13 protein-coding genes are annotated in these 16,314 nt (G+C 39.6%); 7 read left to right on the top strand and 6 right to left on the bottom strand.

Annotated features, from left to right (window positions below; all coding sequences use genetic code 11):
- Positions 1 to 6: 6 nt before the first annotated feature.
- The 3 genes from nqrF (at position 7) to nqrM (ending at position 2,656) form a co-directional block, all read left to right on the top strand.
- Positions 7 to 1,233, top strand: coding sequence for an NADH:ubiquinone reductase (Na(+)-transporting) subunit F (nqrF, locus tag ABLA76_RS05375; RefSeq protein WP_348987156.1), 1,227 nt, complete (start codon positions 7 to 9; stop codon positions 1,231 to 1,233).
- Between the two features lie 153 nt (positions 1,234 to 1,386).
- The gene (locus ABLA76_RS05370; protein WP_348987155.1) at positions 1,387 to 2,415 is read left to right on the top strand and encodes an FAD:protein FMN transferase; all 1,029 of its coding nucleotides are present in this window, start codon (positions 1,387 to 1,389) and stop codon (positions 2,413 to 2,415) included.
- A 16-nt stretch (positions 2,416 to 2,431) separates the two neighbouring features.
- Positions 2,432 to 2,656 (top strand): (Na+)-NQR maturation NqrM, encoded by a 225-nt coding sequence (nqrM, locus tag ABLA76_RS05365; RefSeq protein WP_074020165.1) that lies wholly within the window; start codon positions 2,432 to 2,434, stop codon positions 2,654 to 2,656.
- A gap of 147 nt (positions 2,657 to 2,803) precedes the next feature.
- On the opposite strand, the gene ABLA76_RS05360 is transcribed toward nqrM, so the two are convergent.
- The 4 genes from ABLA76_RS05360 to ABLA76_RS05345 all read right to left on the bottom strand — a co-directional run bounded on the left by ABLA76_RS05360 (position 2,804) and on the right by ABLA76_RS05345 (position 10,393).
- Positions 2,804 to 6,475, bottom strand: a complete 3,672-nt coding sequence (locus ABLA76_RS05360) for a hypothetical protein (protein ID WP_348987154.1) — start codon at positions 6,473 to 6,475, stop codon at positions 2,804 to 2,806.
- A gap of 343 nt (positions 6,476 to 6,818) precedes the next feature.
- A complete protein-coding gene (locus tag ABLA76_RS05355; RefSeq protein ID WP_348987153.1) occupies positions 6,819 to 7,334 on the bottom strand; it encodes a sigma-70 family RNA polymerase sigma factor in 516 nt (171 codons plus the stop codon).
- A 131-nt stretch (positions 7,335 to 7,465) separates the two neighbouring features.
- Complete coding sequence (locus ABLA76_RS05350) at positions 7,466 to 9,763, bottom strand: TonB-dependent hemoglobin/transferrin/lactoferrin family receptor (RefSeq protein WP_348987152.1); 2,298 nt, start codon at positions 9,761 to 9,763, stop codon at positions 7,466 to 7,468.
- Positions 9,764 to 9,970: 207 nt separating this feature from the next.
- The gene (locus tag ABLA76_RS05345) at positions 9,971 to 10,393 is read right to left on the bottom strand and encodes a hypothetical protein (protein ID WP_047769684.1); all 423 of its coding nucleotides are present in this window, start codon (positions 10,391 to 10,393) and stop codon (positions 9,971 to 9,973) included.
- 575 nt (positions 10,394 to 10,968) lie between these two features.
- Here ABLA76_RS05345 and ABLA76_RS05340 point away from each other — a divergent pair.
- Complete coding sequence (locus ABLA76_RS05340) at positions 10,969 to 11,664, top strand: phage tail protein (RefSeq protein ID WP_053014256.1); 696 nt, start codon at positions 10,969 to 10,971, stop codon at positions 11,662 to 11,664.
- 141 nt (positions 11,665 to 11,805) lie between these two features.
- Here ABLA76_RS05340 and ABLA76_RS05335 read toward each other — a convergent pair whose 3' ends face one another.
- Positions 11,806 to 12,273, bottom strand: coding sequence for a nuclear transport factor 2 family protein (locus ABLA76_RS05335; protein ID WP_348987151.1), 468 nt, complete (start codon positions 12,271 to 12,273; stop codon positions 11,806 to 11,808).
- A 102-nt stretch (positions 12,274 to 12,375) separates the two neighbouring features.
- Between ABLA76_RS05335 and ABLA76_RS05330 the strand changes: the two genes are divergently transcribed.
- From ABLA76_RS05330 to ABLA76_RS05320, 3 genes are all read left to right on the top strand, one after another.
- Complete coding sequence (locus ABLA76_RS05330) at positions 12,376 to 12,939, top strand: TetR/AcrR family transcriptional regulator (RefSeq protein WP_348987150.1); 564 nt, start codon at positions 12,376 to 12,378, stop codon at positions 12,937 to 12,939.
- A 108-nt stretch (positions 12,940 to 13,047) separates the two neighbouring features.
- Positions 13,048 to 13,395 (top strand): SH3 domain-containing protein, encoded by a 348-nt coding sequence (locus ABLA76_RS05325; RefSeq protein WP_348987149.1) that lies wholly within the window; start codon positions 13,048 to 13,050, stop codon positions 13,393 to 13,395.
- Between the two features lie 110 nt (positions 13,396 to 13,505).
- Positions 13,506 to 14,474 (top strand): threo-3-hydroxy-L-aspartate ammonia-lyase, encoded by a 969-nt coding sequence (locus tag ABLA76_RS05320; protein ID WP_348987148.1) that lies wholly within the window; start codon positions 13,506 to 13,508, stop codon positions 14,472 to 14,474.
- A 63-nt stretch (positions 14,475 to 14,537) separates the two neighbouring features.
- Here ABLA76_RS05320 and prpR read toward each other — a convergent pair whose 3' ends face one another.
- Positions 14,538 to 16,208, bottom strand: coding sequence for a propionate catabolism operon regulatory protein PrpR (gene prpR / locus ABLA76_RS05315; RefSeq protein ID WP_348987147.1), 1,671 nt, complete (start codon positions 16,206 to 16,208; stop codon positions 14,538 to 14,540).
- Positions 16,209 to 16,314 lie beyond the last annotated feature (106 nt).

The raw sequence follows: 16,314 nt of genomic DNA, 5'->3' as shown, positions 1-16,314 counted from the left end.
GAATTCATGGATATAATCATTTTAGGCGTAGTCATGTTTACCCTGATTGTGTTGGTACTAACGGCAATGATTTTGTTCGCAAAATCTAAGTTAGTGAACACCGGGGATATTAACGTTGAAATCAATGGCGATGAGGATAAGGGTTTCTCTGCTCCCGCTGGTGATAAGTTGTTGAATATGCTTTCCAATCAGGGGATTTTCGTTTCCTCTGCTTGTGGTGGTGGTGGCTCTTGTGGTCAGTGCCGCGTGAAAATTAAGGAAGGTGGTGGCGATATTCTGCCAACGGAGCTTTCCCATATCAACAAGCGTGAAGCAAAAGAGGGTTGTCGCCTGGCATGTCAGGTCAATGTGAAACAAGACCTGAAAATCGAACTGCCGGAGGAAATTTTCGGGGTTAAAAAATGGGAATGCGAAGTTATCTCCAACGATAACAAAGCCACTTTCATTAAAGAATTGAAGCTGAAAATTCCAGATGGGGAAGTGGTGCCATTCCGTGCCGGTGGTTACATTCAGATAGAATGTCCTCCCCATGTTGCCCGTTATGCTGATTATGATGTTCCACAGGAATATCGTGAAGATTGGGATAAATTCAATCTGTTCCGTTATGTCTCCGAAGTCAAAGAGCCGACGGTTCGTGCATATTCAATGGCGAACTATCCAGAAGAGCATGGCATTATCATGCTGAACGTGCGTATTGCCACGCCACCACCAAGAAACCCAGATGTTGTTCCGGGTATCATGTCTTCTTATATTTGGTCACTGAAAGCGGGTGATAAAGTCACGATCTCCGGCCCATTTGGTGAATTCTTTGCGAAAGACACGGATGCAGAAATGATCTTCATCGGTGGGGGCGCAGGGATGGCACCAATGCGTTCTCACATTTTCGATCAGCTTAACCGTTTAAACTCCAAGCGTAAAATCTCTTTCTGGTATGGTGCGCGCTCTAAGCGTGAAATGTTCTATACCGAAGATTTTGATCAGTTGGCCGCAGAAAATGAGAACTTCACATGGCATGTGGCTCTGTCAGATGCTCTGCCGGAAGATAACTGGGATGGCTATACGGGCTTTATCCACAATGTCCTGTATGAGAATTATTTAAAAGATCATCCAGCGCCAGAAGATTGTGAATTCTATATGTGTGGGCCTCCAGTCATGAACGCTGCGGTCATTAAGATGTTGAAAGATCTTGGCGTAGAAGATGAAAACATCATGCTGGATGATTTCGGTGGCTGATAATATACCCACGATAGTTTCAGGTTACAGATAAGACAACTGTGATTTGAAAAATAAAGGGTATATTTAATACAATGCGTTAACGACCAGCGCCCACATCTTTGTGGGCGCTGTGATTTAGAAACAGCCAAAATAAGCCAGAAAGAGTAAGTTATGTTGAGTAAAAAATTGATCAACTGGGTGGCATTGCTGTTTGCAATGATGATGCTGGCGGCATGCGATGGCACCAAACAGCAAAACCTGAATGGACAGACGATGGGGACTTATTATTCCATCAAATATGTTGCTGATTCATCTGCCCCTGCCCCGGAAAACCTGCAAAAAGAGATTGATCGTCTGCTGGAAGAAGTGAACGATCAGATGTCCACCTATCGGCCAAATTCTGAACTGAGTCGTTTTAATCAAAGCCGTGAAGTGAATCAACGGTTTCCGGTCTCTGCCGCTACAGCGAAAGTGGTCAAAGAAGCTATCCGAATCAATAAGCTGACCGAAGGTGCACTGGATGTGACGGTTGGCCCACTGGTGAATCTGTGGGGATTTGGGCCGGAGGGTCGGATTACCAAAGCGCCGACGGATGAAGAATTGGAGATGCGTCGTATCTGGACGGGGATCGATAATTTGTCTGTTAAAGGCAATAATTTGATTAAATCCATCCCTGAACTGTATGTTGATCTCTCTTCCATTGCCAAAGGCTATGGTGTTGATGTTGTCGCTGAGTATCTGGAATCTCAGAATATCAAAAATTACATGGTTGATATTGGTGGTGAAGTTCGCACCTCGGGCAACAACGGCAAAGGAAATCCGTGGCGGATAGCGATTGAAAAACCATCGGATAGTGGCATGGAACAGAGCGCTCAGGAGATTATTGAACCGGGTAATATGTCTGTGGCAACGTCGGGTGATTACCGCAACTATTTTGAACAGAATGGCGTGCGCTACTCTCACACCATTAACCCGAAAACCGGCCGGCCGATAACGCATAATTTGGTCTCACTTACCGTAATAGCGCCGACATGTATGAATGCAGATGGCTTCTCTACCGCTTTGGATGTATTAGGGCCTGAGAAGGGTATGGAAGTGGCTGAGAAGCTGAATATTCCGGTTTTTATGATCGTTAAAACCAAAACAGGTTTTGAAGAACGCTATAATACGGCCTTTAAGGCATACTTACAGAAGAAATAAGAAAGGAGGAAAGGCGATGGAAGTCTTTATTGCCACTTTTATCTTTTTCTTGCTGGCTTTTGCTGGCATGGCGCTGGGCTATATTTTTAAGCGCAAAAGTATTCAGGGAAGTTGTGGTGGCTTGGGAAGCATCGGTGTAGAAAAAGTGTGTGATTGTCCTGAACCCTGCGACGCCCGTAAAAAACGCATGGCAAGGGAAACCGCCCGTCAAGCACAGTTGGAGAAGAATCGTATTCTTTGATACGGTTTTTCCGTCAAGTAAATTTTCAGTTAAAACAAGTGCCCTGCTGCCAGATAAACAGCGGGGTTGTTTGTTTAAATGGACACAAGGCCCGAGATAGAGCCTTGTGTCGTCTTGCAGGTGGTAACTTGAAGTTTATTGGATCTACTATTTAACTATTTTATATATTTTAATGCCACCAGCAACTACCCCTAAAAGACACTGAATAGCTACCGCAGCAGCAAGTGCATTCACAGCGCTCGACAAAGCCACTAAATCAAGTAATTGCCATGCTGCAAATATGAATCCTAGTGCTCTATCCCACCAATCTAATTGATCCATGTTATATACAGTGGCAAGGAGTATAACCACGCCAAACACAGAACTTATCACTATAAAAGTTGTATCATAAATTTCACTTTCAGCTAGATAAAAAGAAGCGAAAATATAAGCAATTGACAATACAAGCATAAAAAGAGACGTTGCAATAAGTAGAACTGAATAAATATCTAGAGAGCCTGAAAATAACAGGCAACAAACATTAATGGCAGCTATTCCTACAGCAAAACATTTTATAAATCTACTTATTCTAGTGTGTAGAGTATTGTTAGGATAGAATTTTTTTATCATCACTAATGCTGAACGTAAGCCTTCAAAAATCCCTGAAAGTAGAGTGCAAATTGCGCTAATCCATTTGAGTGTGGTTGCTGTGAAGCCTGAGCTGTTGATAGTGCTTCTTTTTTTACGCTTTGTTTTCCCTGTATTTTTTATTAATACCATAGAGTCATTATCATTATATATTGAATTTAATATTTTCAATAAGTCAGTTATATTAATTTCAGCTTTAAACTGCAAAACACTTTCTTCATCAGGAAACAGACTTCTATGTAATATTAATTTTGATAATATGGTCGTTGGGATAGCGATAAGTAGTGACAGAAAATCATTCATACTTGGATTTTTTTTGGATTTTGTAATAAACTTGAACATCTCTGATACAAAAGGAATATATAATGGCTCATTCATAATAGTATCAAATTTAGAAAATGCAGTTTCAACGAATGCTATTATTGAATCAACTAACTTTGTTATTTTTTTTATTGCTGAATTCGTTATGTTTTTTAAAATTTCAAGTATATCTTCTATTCTTTTTGAAAGGAATGTCTCAGTGTTTTCACTGTCATGAAATAGAGCTTTCAAAGCGTTCATATCATCAGAATCTTCAAAATCATCAGCATATGCCTCTATCTTCTCTCCAACGTATTTTATTTGGCTACCATCGTCGTCGTCAATAGAAATAAACCGGGACTGAACTACATTTAATGATTTCGATAATTCATTATGACTATTTGGGTTAGAGAGATAATCGATTAATGGATTGTTGGCCAAAGCCTTATCCATATCTTTAGGTGCGTAACTATTTTTAAGTGATTGAAATTGAGTATAACCATCTTTAATACTTTTACCTTTATATGTATTAATACAATTATCGAAACTCTGGTTAACCTCGTTTTGGAGGTGAATAAATTTATTATCAACATAATTATTTACTTTTCCAGTAGATTTTGTGAGAAATTCTTTTTGTAGAGATAGAATATGAGAAATAGCCTCCTTAGTCCTAAGTATATCATCCCAATCAAAAACAAACCCAATCCATTCAATGAGTTTATCAACTGTTAGTTTGATATAATTAAATACTACAGATGCTATATTCATAGCATCAATAGCCACTTTTATTACTGCTGTGAAAAATTTTTCAATGCCATCCTCAACAAAATGGATTATAGCTTTAAATCCATCGGGAGTGGAATATACTATAATTTTAACAACGTCTATGATGTTATTTATTGCATTTTTAATAAAATCTCCTATACAACCAAACCATTCTATTATGCCACGATTCAATACATTAGCTATTTCCTTTTGGTGAACGTCTTTATTCAATTCTCTATAAATAGGCGTACTGTTACTTAAATCAAGCATCCATGATTGATATTGCTTAGGTACCTGTAATGTTTCTAGTTGAAGTAATGTTTCAGTGAGATATTTTCCAACATGAGGTTCTTTTTTCAATGTACGTCGTAGCTTAGGTACGGTATCCGCCATTTCCATACATTTTTTGACGCTGCTCACTATACTTTCTGCGTTATCTGTAGAAAGATCAGGCACAAGAAGATTTCCTTTACTATCCTTGGCGCCTTTTAACTCTTGAGCCGTCAATTTAGATAGCCGATCTTTTACATCAGCATATTGGCGAATTGCGATAGGGGAAGGATCACGTTGGGGCAGTGTAAATGACAGTGCTGTTACGCCTAAATTTTCAGCGGGTTGTGTAATCGTAAAAATGCCTCGCATATTCGTTTTGATTGATATTTTCTGATCTTCTTCAACGAAATACGTACTACCATTAATAATTAGCTTCGTTTGGGCTGAGGATGATATCTCTACGGGTTCATTAATTAATAAGATCCCAAATTTATCTTTCACACTAATTTCTGAGCTATAAACAGATAACTCTTTTATAACTTTTTTGCTTCCTGGTGTTATATTACTATTGATCCATTGGTCATTATTATGTGACCACATTGAACGAATATAAACATTTTTATCAGAATTCATATCAACAAGAAAAACATTTATTTCACCTGATTCAGTAGAAATAGGGTTGTACTCCATGACACTTTGGTTAATCATGATGGGATTACTCCAACCACTAGGTGATTTCTCGTATTCCTCTATATGGTATAGTTCAGATTTATTTTCGCCAGAACTTTTTTCAGGATTGTATTTAATAAATATATGTGTGTGTGTATTTCCATCTACTGATGGTTTGAAATTTACAATTTCTTTTTCCTTTATAGTTATATTTTTATCTATTGATTGATTAGAGAAAATTTTACGTATAGATACATTTTCCTTATCGAGATTCAATGAAATTATATACTGATGAAAATCTTCTGTAGAAATATTACAGTAGGATCTCATTTTTTCTTCTAACTTTTCACGGGCATATATGATAGTTAATTCATCTATTTTAATAATGTCACTTTCAAAATCACCATCTATATCATCATAGTTTTTTACTGTGAAACTTTCATCATGAAATGTATATCTATTATATGCAAAGTGCTTTCTTTGGTATTTATGATTATATACTATATAATCTATAGCTGCTGTTTTTGTAGTATTACCTGTTAATATCAAATTAGTACAATCTCTTTGTTTTTTATTATATAACTTTTCCTTATTAGCAAGAACCAATACTGTATGTGGGCTATTATCTTCGACAGCAGGGTTATCAAACAATGACACTGTTATGTTAGGATCGTTTTTACCATTCAATACTAAAAGAATATATATCCGTTCTCCTTCTATATTTTCATTATCCGATCTAATACATTTCACCTGCATATCATCGATATTAGTTTTCTCAATGTCATAAGGGAAGGGGAAGGTTTTAACTGAACTCCAACGTTCTTTTTCTGTATTTACATTTTCATAAATATAATTTATACCATTTCCATATATAGAAAACAAAGCAATTCTTCCATTGTCAAATGTAGTCGTATATGCATGTTTCATAGAAGGAGACCAATCCATATCGCTTTCAAGAGAAAGTGGCTTACTAGTGTACCCACTATCATTATTAATATCTGGACAAAGGTTAATTATATTGTCGATATGAATACCGCCGCCTTTAAAAAAAATCTCAATCTCTCCATTTTTGTTTTCTATGTTTTCAAAACCACCTACTGCATAATATTCTTCAAGATTGTTTAATTCATAACTTTTCATAAATTTAGTTACAGAATCATATTTTGATGTTGTCTGCGTAGTCATAATAATATCCACCTATAGTTGTAAATTTTATTGAATGAATACATCTTATCCTTCAAGTCTCACTTAGCTAGATAATAGTGGCTGATTATCTCCCACGATGCGGGGAGATAGGAATCCCAGGCATTACAATAGGCATCTGTTTCTAATTATTGCTCTCGATGCGGGGAAATAATCACGGTTCTGTCACATTAATAGAGCGCACGCGAACAAAAGTGTTCCGATTGATTTTTATGCAGTCAGTTGATAGAAAAAAGCGGCTGTCATTTTCAGAAGTCATACGCACATTCAGCTTTAAGCCCTATCAATTGGTACAGTCGTCTTCTGAAAATGACAATATGGCTGTTCAATGTGCATCAAAAAGGTGACATTCCCTGTGAGCTTGCTGCAAATAATTTTTCACCGAGCTTGTTGAGATCTCCAAATGTTCCGCAACCTCTTTATAACGCAGGCCCTGGAGTTGAATGAGCAGAAATGTTTGTCGGACTTTTGTCGGAAGTTCATCCAGTGTCTTATCTACCTTTTCTAACTGTTCTAACAGCAGAAGTTGATTCTCAGAAGAATTGGCTGAGATTTTAGGCTGTTCACTGACATATTCCCGATAATGGTCTTCCAGTTTTTTCCTGCGCCAGTAATTGGAGAGCGTTCTGCGTGCTATCGTCATTAAAAATGCTCTTGGCTGGTGGATATTTTCAAGATCCGAAGATTGCATCAATTTGATGAAAACCTCATGGACGAGATCTTCAGCTTGATTGGGACAAGCACTGTTGTGTCTGATCCAGTTGCATAACCAGTGATGGTAATCGGCATAGAGTTTTTGGGTGATTTGATTGTGCTTAAATGTGCTTTTTTGCACCGCCATAATGATATTGCCTGATAGGATATAACTGATAATAGTTATTATTTGTATTTGATGGGCAGAAGTCAATGCAGCGTTTGGAAACCTAACCCTCTTTAGGTAAGAGGGTTAGGGGTTGGGTGACTCAGTGTCAGTTAGAATTGTTGTGAAATACTGAATTTGTAATTCCGGCCGATACCTGAAACCTCATCTCCTAAGTACGGATAGTAATCACGGTTGAACAGGTTATCGATAGTGACTCGTGCTTCAAACCCTTTTATAAAATCAGGACGCCAGCTTGCAAACAGGCCGTGCAGGGCGTAGCCCTTACTTTTATGATATGACCAATCACTGGCTGCTGGATCGTCATCTAAAAGTGAGCGATCTTGTTTACGAATAAATTCCCCTTTCCAACCCATCACCATCTGCCATTGTGGAATTTTGAACCCTAGCATAGCGTGTGCAGAAGTTGGAGGAATGTCCGCAATCCAGGTTTTATGTCCTATCCACGGATCACGTGGAGAGGCATCACGCTGGCCACGCAGAGTAGAGAAAGACAGTTTTCCGAATAATGTGCGGCTATCGTAGAAGGTTTCTATCTCCAGCCCCTCAATAGTATATCCCGGTAGGTTGCGATAGTTTGCTTGTGGTTTTTCACAGTCGTAGTACGGTACTAAACCATCGGCCTGGGCTTTACAATAAATCCCACGTCTTTTAAAGATTTCATCTTGGCCACGGTTACGGAATAAGGTGGTACGGATTTGCAGGCTATCATCTTCAAGCATCATATTATTGAAGTCGAGAATTGCCCCGAGGCGTACCCCTGTCATTCTTTCAACGTCAAGATTACGGCTGGAGCCTCTAAGACTACCTAACCCTTGTACCTCATATTGTTCATCAACGACTGGTGCACGCCATGTATGGCTGATATCCGCAAACAATGAAAGGTTTTTATTGGCTTGCCACATCATGCCTAAATGCGGTGACCAGCCGGTATAGGTTACACTACTATAGTCATGATTGACTTCTGGCGATTTATCGTTATATGTGGATGCGTTATTTTCTCTACCCTTGTTTCTGACATGATCATAGCGAACACCAGGCGTTACGGTGACGCTGCCTATTTTCAGGGAATCTTGAATGTAGAAGCTGTAAGTGAATTGATCTCCAGCAGGCATATAACCCGGTTGATAATAACCATAGTTGTAGTTTTTGTTCTTGATTTTGCTTTTATCGAACATCAGTACATTGCGTTCGTTTTTATGCCAACGGGTTCCCACCAGTAACTCATGTTCAATGATACCTGTTGAGAATGCGCTTTTATTGTTGATATCAACCAGATGATCGGTGTAATCAACCCAGCTTTTATTTCCTATAGAGGAGCTATAATTAGCTGTAACATCTTCTGGCCGATGGTCATTTTGCTCAGTTTTTGAATAAGCATAAATCATCGTCAGGTTCAACCAAGGATTGTTCTCTGGTGCGATATTCCATTTGGCAGTGTAGTTCTGATCGATTTGATGACGAAAAACGAGCTTCCTTTTCCATGCCTCATCCAAACCATATTTTTTTATATCGTAGACTGAAGGTACACTCATTTTTTTTCGTTTGGCTGCCCAAGGCTGCCAGCCATCTGATTCAGATCGCATAGCGGACAAGCTAATCGTATGGGCATCACTGGGATAAAAATTGGTTTTCAACAAATAAGATGTTTGGTTGTTTTGTGAAAACTCAAAATGTGTGCCATCAGGGCGTTTAATATTGTGCCCATCGCGCTTGCTCACATAAAGCAACCCATCAGCAAAGCCGTCAGGATCCCTGCCGTATATTGCACCACTACTGATCGATTGTCTGTCATTGGTGTGATAGCTTTGTTTGACAAAGCCACCCCAATCCTCATCAGGGCGCAGCAAATCGTTCGCCTCTTTTGTTACAAGTTTGACTGAACCACCAAATCCGCCATTACCGTTGAGTAAATTGTGTGGCCCTTTATCAACCTCTACCCGTTTGATTAACTCAGGCTCAATAAAGATAGAACCCTGACGATATTTCTCGAACCCTTTGGGTGCATCGTCCAATGTGACTTTGATATCTTCCTGATCGCCCATTCCCCAGATATTCAGTGTTTGCCCACCAGGACGCGGAGAGCCTGACATTGAAACACCGGGAAGCTGGTCGAGTAACTGAGCAACATTATCGGCCTGAGTGCGGTCAATATCTGCCTTTTTAAGTACTGAACTTCCCGCGCTGGTGCTGTTATGTAAACTTTCGACAACGGAAAGGGTGGGTAATTTCATTACCTCATTTTGCTTTTCCGGCTTTTGCTCTTTGGGGTCTTCGGTCGCGTAAACCGCGCTAGAGAATGCCGCTCCCAATACTAATGTCCCTGTTAAAATTTTCTGAATCATGGTAGCGATTGGGCGTTTTTCTAATTTTTGACTATTATTTGCCATAAATTTCCTGAAATATGATCAAGTGAAATATTTTCAAAGTAATAAGTCACCTGAGAAATCAAAAAAGGCAAATAAAAATGAGAATTATTTTTGTTTATCTGTGGTTTTGGGAAGCATACCATACGATGATAAGGTTTAACCCATAGATAGGTAGTGTGATTTTGGCATTGAAATTTAAGTTCAATTTCCTTACGTACAAGGGGGTCGTCAATGAAGAAAAAGATTCTTGGTTCTCTGATCTTGGCTGCTATCGCAATAGTAAGTGACACTCCATTGCACAAAACAAGCGCCAAAGTCTAGGCTGGCAGGATATTTTTTCGTGCTCACCGCCCAAATTATCTTTTTTTGCCTCCCTACACACGTCGTACTGGAGTTAATATCCTGAACACGCACACGATGTTCTGGAGTTGATTCATCAAGCTTGAAATTTAGTGGGTTAGGAATAGCTGCTATACACGAGTCATTTATTTTAGACAAATAATAAACGTCAACAGAACCTGGTTTAAAAGGCACGTTAAGACTTTTAGATAACCATTCATTCACAAATCTTATGTCATAATCTTGCCAAGCCAAAGCTGGCTGTATGATTAAAGATAACGCTATCAAAATTATATTAAATAATACTTTCATATCGCCCCCTTTTGATGAAATCACTCAAAAATAAAATTATTATTACTTCATCATTAATGGAGTACTGAAATGATAACTTCTATATCATCCAAGTTATTCACCTATCCGATTTCAGTATAAATAATCCTCTCTAATCAACGTAACTCAAAACTCAGCAAGCGACTAAAGAGATTTAATATGCCCCCCAACTGCACTATGTTATAAATACTATCTATCAATAGGTTAAAGGATGTGAAATATCGACTTTATCACATAAAAAAACCACTCATCGAAATAGATTAATACGTGATAATAGTTGAATAAATTGATTATATGCGAGGGATTTTTTACAAATGTGCAATCAAAATACCTTATTTATATAATTTTGTCAGAATAAAAATAAACTTTATTAATTATTCACTGACTTTTTTATGCCATCCTATCATCAAAACATATGCAATTTTCTAACGGAGCTGAGTCAAAACTGACTCTCCAATATTGATTAACTTATTTTATTGATATTCACAGGTGAAGAAATAATCCACTGCATTCATGTTACCTAGCACTAAACTTATTAATTAAACAAGGGAGTAAATATGAAAACTAAATATAACCAACCTAATACACCAACCTTAGAAGAAGATGAATTTGTCATAGTACCAACTCGAAAGTATGTAAAAGATTTAATTCAAAATCATGCTCAAAGCCGGAATCATCCTTATGCAACACTGCAAGATAAAGGACTTGTTACCCTAAGCAATGACATTAGTAGTGATAGCGAAACTAATGCCGCAACACCAAAAGCAGTAAAAATAGCATACGATTTAGCAAATACAGCTAATCAAAATGCCAGTAATGCAAATGAGAATGCCAATACTCGCTTGTCTAAGGATCAGAACGGTGCGGATATTCCTGATAAAGCAGAATTTGTGAAGAATCTTGGCTTATCAGAATTGGTTTATAGAACTGTAGGAAATGGATCAGACCAGATACCGGATATGAACAGTTTTGAATCAAAACTTAGTGAATCGGGTTATCAAACGCTCCCTGGTGGACTAATTATTCAATGGGGAGTTGTGAACGGTGGAATAAGAAATACGGACTTACGAAAATTTCCAATTCCATTTAAAAATAAGTGTTTTGTTGTAACTGGTAGTTATGTTAGAGGAGATCAGTGGGGGCAAGGCATATCTGCTGAAATTAGATCAAAAGAAGAATTCTTAATTGTTGTTCACGACTCACTTGGAAACTGGTCAAGTTCACAAGTACAATATATAGCTATCGGATATTAATTGTATTAGTCACAACTCAATCTAAAACATCCTACTCTGGATATCAGGGGCAATCTGATCCGCCCCTGTCTTTCTCGCTCAATGCCCATTGAGGAACATCATTCTGATAATTTCTTACCTTGCAAAACAATTTTTATTAGTTCATAAGCCATATTCACTTAGTCCCTTATGTTCATCAGGACGACGCCCTAATGGCCAGTAAAAAAGCCTTTCCGTCTCCTTGATTGGCATATCATTGATACATGCGAAACGACGTGTCATTAAACCTTGTCCAGTAAACTCCCAGTTTTCATTGCCAAAACTACGGAACCAATTATCTGAGTCATCATGCCATTCATAAGCAAAGCGTACAGCAATACGATTTTCATCAAATGCCCATAACTCTTTGATAAGACGGTAATCAATCTCCCTATTCCATTTGTGTGTCAAAAAATTGACAACGGCTTCACGTCCTTCCACAAATTCAGTACGGTTACGCCAGAATGTATCTTTTGTATACACTTGCGCGACCTTCTCTGGATTCCGGGTGTTCCAAGCGTCTTCTGCCAGACGGACCTTCAATTCAGCAGTTTCAAATGTGAATGGAGGTACAGGTTGCCTTATTTCCATAATAGTTTCCTTATTGCATGTAGACAGATCTGTCTACACACAGTAAATTAAGCGGGCTGGTCTGTCCACATAAATAATAATTGCATGAGGAGATAAGGGATTATGAGTAAAAAAGTATCCAAAGCTCGTGAGCGCATACTAAAAGCAGCCCACATGTTGTTTTACCGTGATGGTATACGAGCTACAGGCATTGACCGCATCATTAAGGAATCTGAGGTAACGAAAGTCACGTTCTATCGCCACTTTCCATCCAAAAATGACCTGATACTGGCCTTTCTTGATTATCGCCATGAACAGTGGATTCAGTGGTTTAGAGGATCTCTCCAGGCTAACATAAATCGTTCTAGCTCACCGACTGAAGCTCTGACAAAAACATTAGCTGAATGGTTCAACTCTAATGAATTCAGAGGGTGTGCATTCATCAATACAGTCATCGAAATAGGAAAGGAACAACCACAAGTTATTCCTCTTATTCAGGCGCATAAAAAGCAAATGGAACAGGTAATTGCGTCTTCTCTACCCCCAAAACTTAACGGAAAACGTCTGGCGCAGAAATTTGCTTTACTTGTCGAAGGGGCGATCATTATGATGCAACGCACTGGGCACAGTGATGAAGTATTGTCACTGTTGCAAGAGTGCCTATTGGATATTGCTATGTCTGAATGACTACGAATTAACGGTCATGTATCCAACCCGTTGGTATAGCACATAATTATTTCTGTATCTTTGAGTTGTAATATCCTAATCATAATTATCAGTGAAGAGTAAAAAATAATGAGAAAAGGTATTGTTATACACGATTATGTTAGCGCTTATCCAAATCCGATCAAATTACAAGCTGGAGATATTGTTTCGATCAGCCATAGCGATATTGAGTACCCTTACTGGATTTGGACTACAAACTCTTTAAATGTCAGTGGCTGGGTTCCTCAACAAATTCTGGATCTCATTTATCCTGATAACGCAATATGTAAGGAAGATTACACCGCTCACGAGTTAACAGTAAAAGCGGGAGAATATCTGTATCTGGGCCGAGTATTAAATGGTTGGTATTGGGCATATAAAGACTCAGGGGAAGCAGGCTGGATGCCTCAGGAATATATAGATTCTAAGATGCCATAATGATACAGCCATCCCAGTATTAACCACAATATTGTGATTGTATTGTCTTCTTATTATCAAGGTATTCAATAATATTTGAGATACGTTACTGGGCAAAGGAGACTAAAATAATGAAGTTTATTCCCGATTATAATCATATCCATGCAGCACATTCTCGTATTAAACCCTATATCAATAAGACGCCTGTATTCACATCAACAACTGTCAATAAACTCTTTGACGCTACAGTCTATTTCAAATGTGAAAACTATCAAAAAATGGGAGCATTCAAATTCCGCGGAGCCATGAATGCGCTATCCCAGTTTAATGATGAACAGAAAAAAGCAGGGGTTATTGCTTTTTCATCCGGCAATCATGCACAGGCAATTGCGCTGGCAGCTAAATTACTGAATATTTCAGCCACCATTGTCATGCCACACGATGCTCCTCAGGCTAAGATAACAGCAACAAAAGGTTATGGTGGTAAAGTCGTTTTTTATGACAGATATACTGAAAATCGTGAAGAAATCGGCCGGCAACTGGCGGAAAAACACGGTATGACACTCATTCCACCTTTCGATCATCCCCATATCATTGCAGGTCAAGGCACCGCAGCTAAGGAGCTATTTGAAGAAATCGGCGAGTTGGATGCTCTGTTTATACCCCTTGGCGGTGGGGGATTATTATCTGGCTCTGCGCTTGCCGCTGCTCACTTATCCCCTACATGTCAGGTTTTTGGTGTCGAGCCGGCAGCCGGTAATGACGGTCAGCAATCTTTTAAAAAAGGTGAAATAGTTCATATAGACACCCCAAAAACCATTGCAGATGGTGCCCAAACACAGCACTTAGGGCAACACACGTTTGCCATCATTCGCCACCTTGTCCAAGATATTCTTACTGCGTCAGATGATCAATTAATTGATGCCATGTACTTTTTGGCAGAGCGAATGAAAACCCTTGTCGAGCCTACCGGTTGTTTGGGATTTGCTGCGGCAAAAGCAATGCGGGAACAATTGCAAGGGCAACGTATCGGAATTATCTTGAGTGGCGGAAATATTGATATAAAACGATATGCACATCTGTTAGCAAACAAGATCTAATGAGCATTCATTGTCTAACAATTAAAATAGCCGATTAGCATGATAAAAACGGGGAAACTGTTTCTACTTAACTTTTTCCTGCTCCTTCTTTAACTTCCGCCATAGCGTCGTGCGGCTAATGCCCAGATATTCCGCTGCCGCACGCCGATTACCTGAAAACCGCGCCACAATCTCATGTACTGAAATATCGTGTACTGAAGACGTGTTTTCAATAAAAGAAGGGGACGCAATTTGAGCGGATTTCATACTGCTAATAGTATTGGTGCCAATCTGGCGCTCAGGTGACAGTGATAATATCAATGCAGAGGTTAACGCCTGTTCTGGATGTGCACTTAAATAGAGCGCTATCCGTTCCATTAAGTTACGTAATTCACGCACATTGCCCGGCCAATGATAGACGTGCAACACGTCATGACACCCAGCAAGCTCTTGTATTCTCAATGCAGAAACGGGTAAGTTAAGTACCGCAAAAGCCCGTTGTAAGTACGCTATCGCCAACAAACCAATATCATCTCCCCTCTCCCTTAAGGCAGGTATGTTGATCCGCAATACACTCAAACGGTAGAACAAATCTGCCCGAAAACGCCCTTCCCTGACCCAGGTATCCAAATCACAATGCGTCGCACAGATGATCCGCACCTCGACAGCAATCGGGCGATATCCACCCACCCTGACAACCGATTTTTCCTCCAATACCCTTAATAACCGCGTTTGCAAAGGCAACGGCATTTCACCGATTTCATCCAGAAATAACGTCCCCCTATGTGCAATTTCAAATAACCCCGCACGCCCGCCACGTCGTGAACCAGTGAAAGCGCCTTCTTCATAGCCAAACAGTTCAGCCTCCAGCAAAGACTCAGTAATCGCGCCACAGTTAACCGCCACAAACGGCCGTGGATGCTTACCCGCGAGTTGCCCATACCGCAAGGTATATTCATGATGAATAGCCTGTGCCACCAACTCTTTTCCCGTACCGCTTTCTCCCTGAATTAACACTGTTGCCGTTGAACGGGAGTACAGCATAATTGTATTGCGCACCTGTTCTACCGCAACAGAATTGCCTCTGATATCGTTGATTGTATGCCGTGTGCGTAGTTTATCTTCTGTAGGATAAGGCGAAATCACAGCCTGATTCAGTTTGCTCATCCGGGCCATATCTAAAGCATCCCGAAATGCCTGCCGAATCGAATCCGCTGAATAGACAAAAACCCCCACTAACCCAGCTTCATAAGCAAGATCGGTAATCAATCCTGCCCCGACAATCACTTTGATGCCCATCGCTTTCAAAGCATTAACCTGCGCCCTGGCATCTTCCTCTGTGACATAACTGCGTTGTTCAATGCGCAAATTGAAACGCTGCTGAAATTCTTCTAATGCAGGCAACGTATTCTGGTAGGTAATCACCCCCATTCGGGAACTGATTTGTCGGGCACGCGCCAATGCCTGCATAACATCAAATCCGCTGGCTTTAGCAATAATCATCGGCACGGATAAACGGCTTTTTAAATAGGCTCCATTAGACCCAGCGCAAATCACAGCATCACAATGCTCGGTTTCTAGCCGTTTGCGAATATGTTGAACCGCCCGTTCAAAACCCAACTGAATCGGTGTGATATCAGCTTGATGATCAAATTCCGGTGTAATATCACGAAAAAGATCAAACAGCCTGGAAACAGAGACTGTCCAAATCACGGGTTTGTTGTTATCACGTTCCCCTGAGTGTGCTGATGCCATATCTCCTCCCCCATTTCTTGTATACTGTTTCACCGCCAAAACATGAAACAAAAATGAAACATATTTGATTCAAGATGAAACAAATATACATTATAGCCAATAGCTA

Origin of the sequence: Xenorhabdus sp. SGI240 (genome assembly GCF_040081915.1) — a bacterium.
Lineage (GTDB): Bacteria > Pseudomonadota > Gammaproteobacteria > Enterobacterales > Enterobacteriaceae > Xenorhabdus > Xenorhabdus bakwenae.
This window is presented reverse-complemented; position numbering and strand designations above follow the sequence as displayed.

Bases quoted from the DNA above. Each gene is read 5' to 3' on its own strand.
- nqrF (WP_348987156.1), top strand. From the start codon at position 7: ATGGATATAATCATTTTAGGCGTAGTCATGTTTACCCTGATTGTGTTG.
- ABLA76_RS05370 (WP_348987155.1), top strand. From the start codon at position 1,387: ATGTTGAGTAAAAAATTGATCAACTGGGTGGCATTGCTGTTTGCAATG.
- nqrM (WP_074020165.1), top strand. From the start codon at position 2,432: ATGGAAGTCTTTATTGCCACTTTTATCTTTTTCTTGCTGGCTTTTGCT.
- ABLA76_RS05360 (WP_348987154.1), bottom strand. From the start codon at position 6,475: ATGACTACGCAGACAACATCAAAATATGATTCTGTAACTAAATTTATG.
- ABLA76_RS05355 (WP_348987153.1), bottom strand. From the start codon at position 7,334: ATGGCGGTGCAAAAAAGCACATTTAAGCACAATCAAATCACCCAAAAA.
- ABLA76_RS05350 (WP_348987152.1), bottom strand. From the start codon at position 9,763: ATGGCAAATAATAGTCAAAAATTAGAAAAACGCCCAATCGCTACCATG.
- ABLA76_RS05345 (WP_047769684.1), bottom strand. From the start codon at position 10,393: ATGAAAGTATTATTTAATATAATTTTGATAGCGTTATCTTTAATCATA.
- ABLA76_RS05340 (WP_053014256.1), top strand. From the start codon at position 10,969: ATGAAAACTAAATATAACCAACCTAATACACCAACCTTAGAAGAAGAT.
- ABLA76_RS05335 (WP_348987151.1), bottom strand. From the start codon at position 12,273: ATGGAAATAAGGCAACCTGTACCTCCATTCACATTTGAAACTGCTGAA.
- ABLA76_RS05330 (WP_348987150.1), top strand. From the start codon at position 12,376: ATGAGTAAAAAAGTATCCAAAGCTCGTGAGCGCATACTAAAAGCAGCC.
- ABLA76_RS05325 (WP_348987149.1), top strand. From the start codon at position 13,048: ATGAGAAAAGGTATTGTTATACACGATTATGTTAGCGCTTATCCAAAT.
- ABLA76_RS05320 (WP_348987148.1), top strand. From the start codon at position 13,506: ATGAAGTTTATTCCCGATTATAATCATATCCATGCAGCACATTCTCGT.
- prpR (WP_348987147.1), bottom strand. From the start codon at position 16,208: ATGGCATCAGCACACTCAGGGGAACGTGATAACAACAAACCCGTGATT.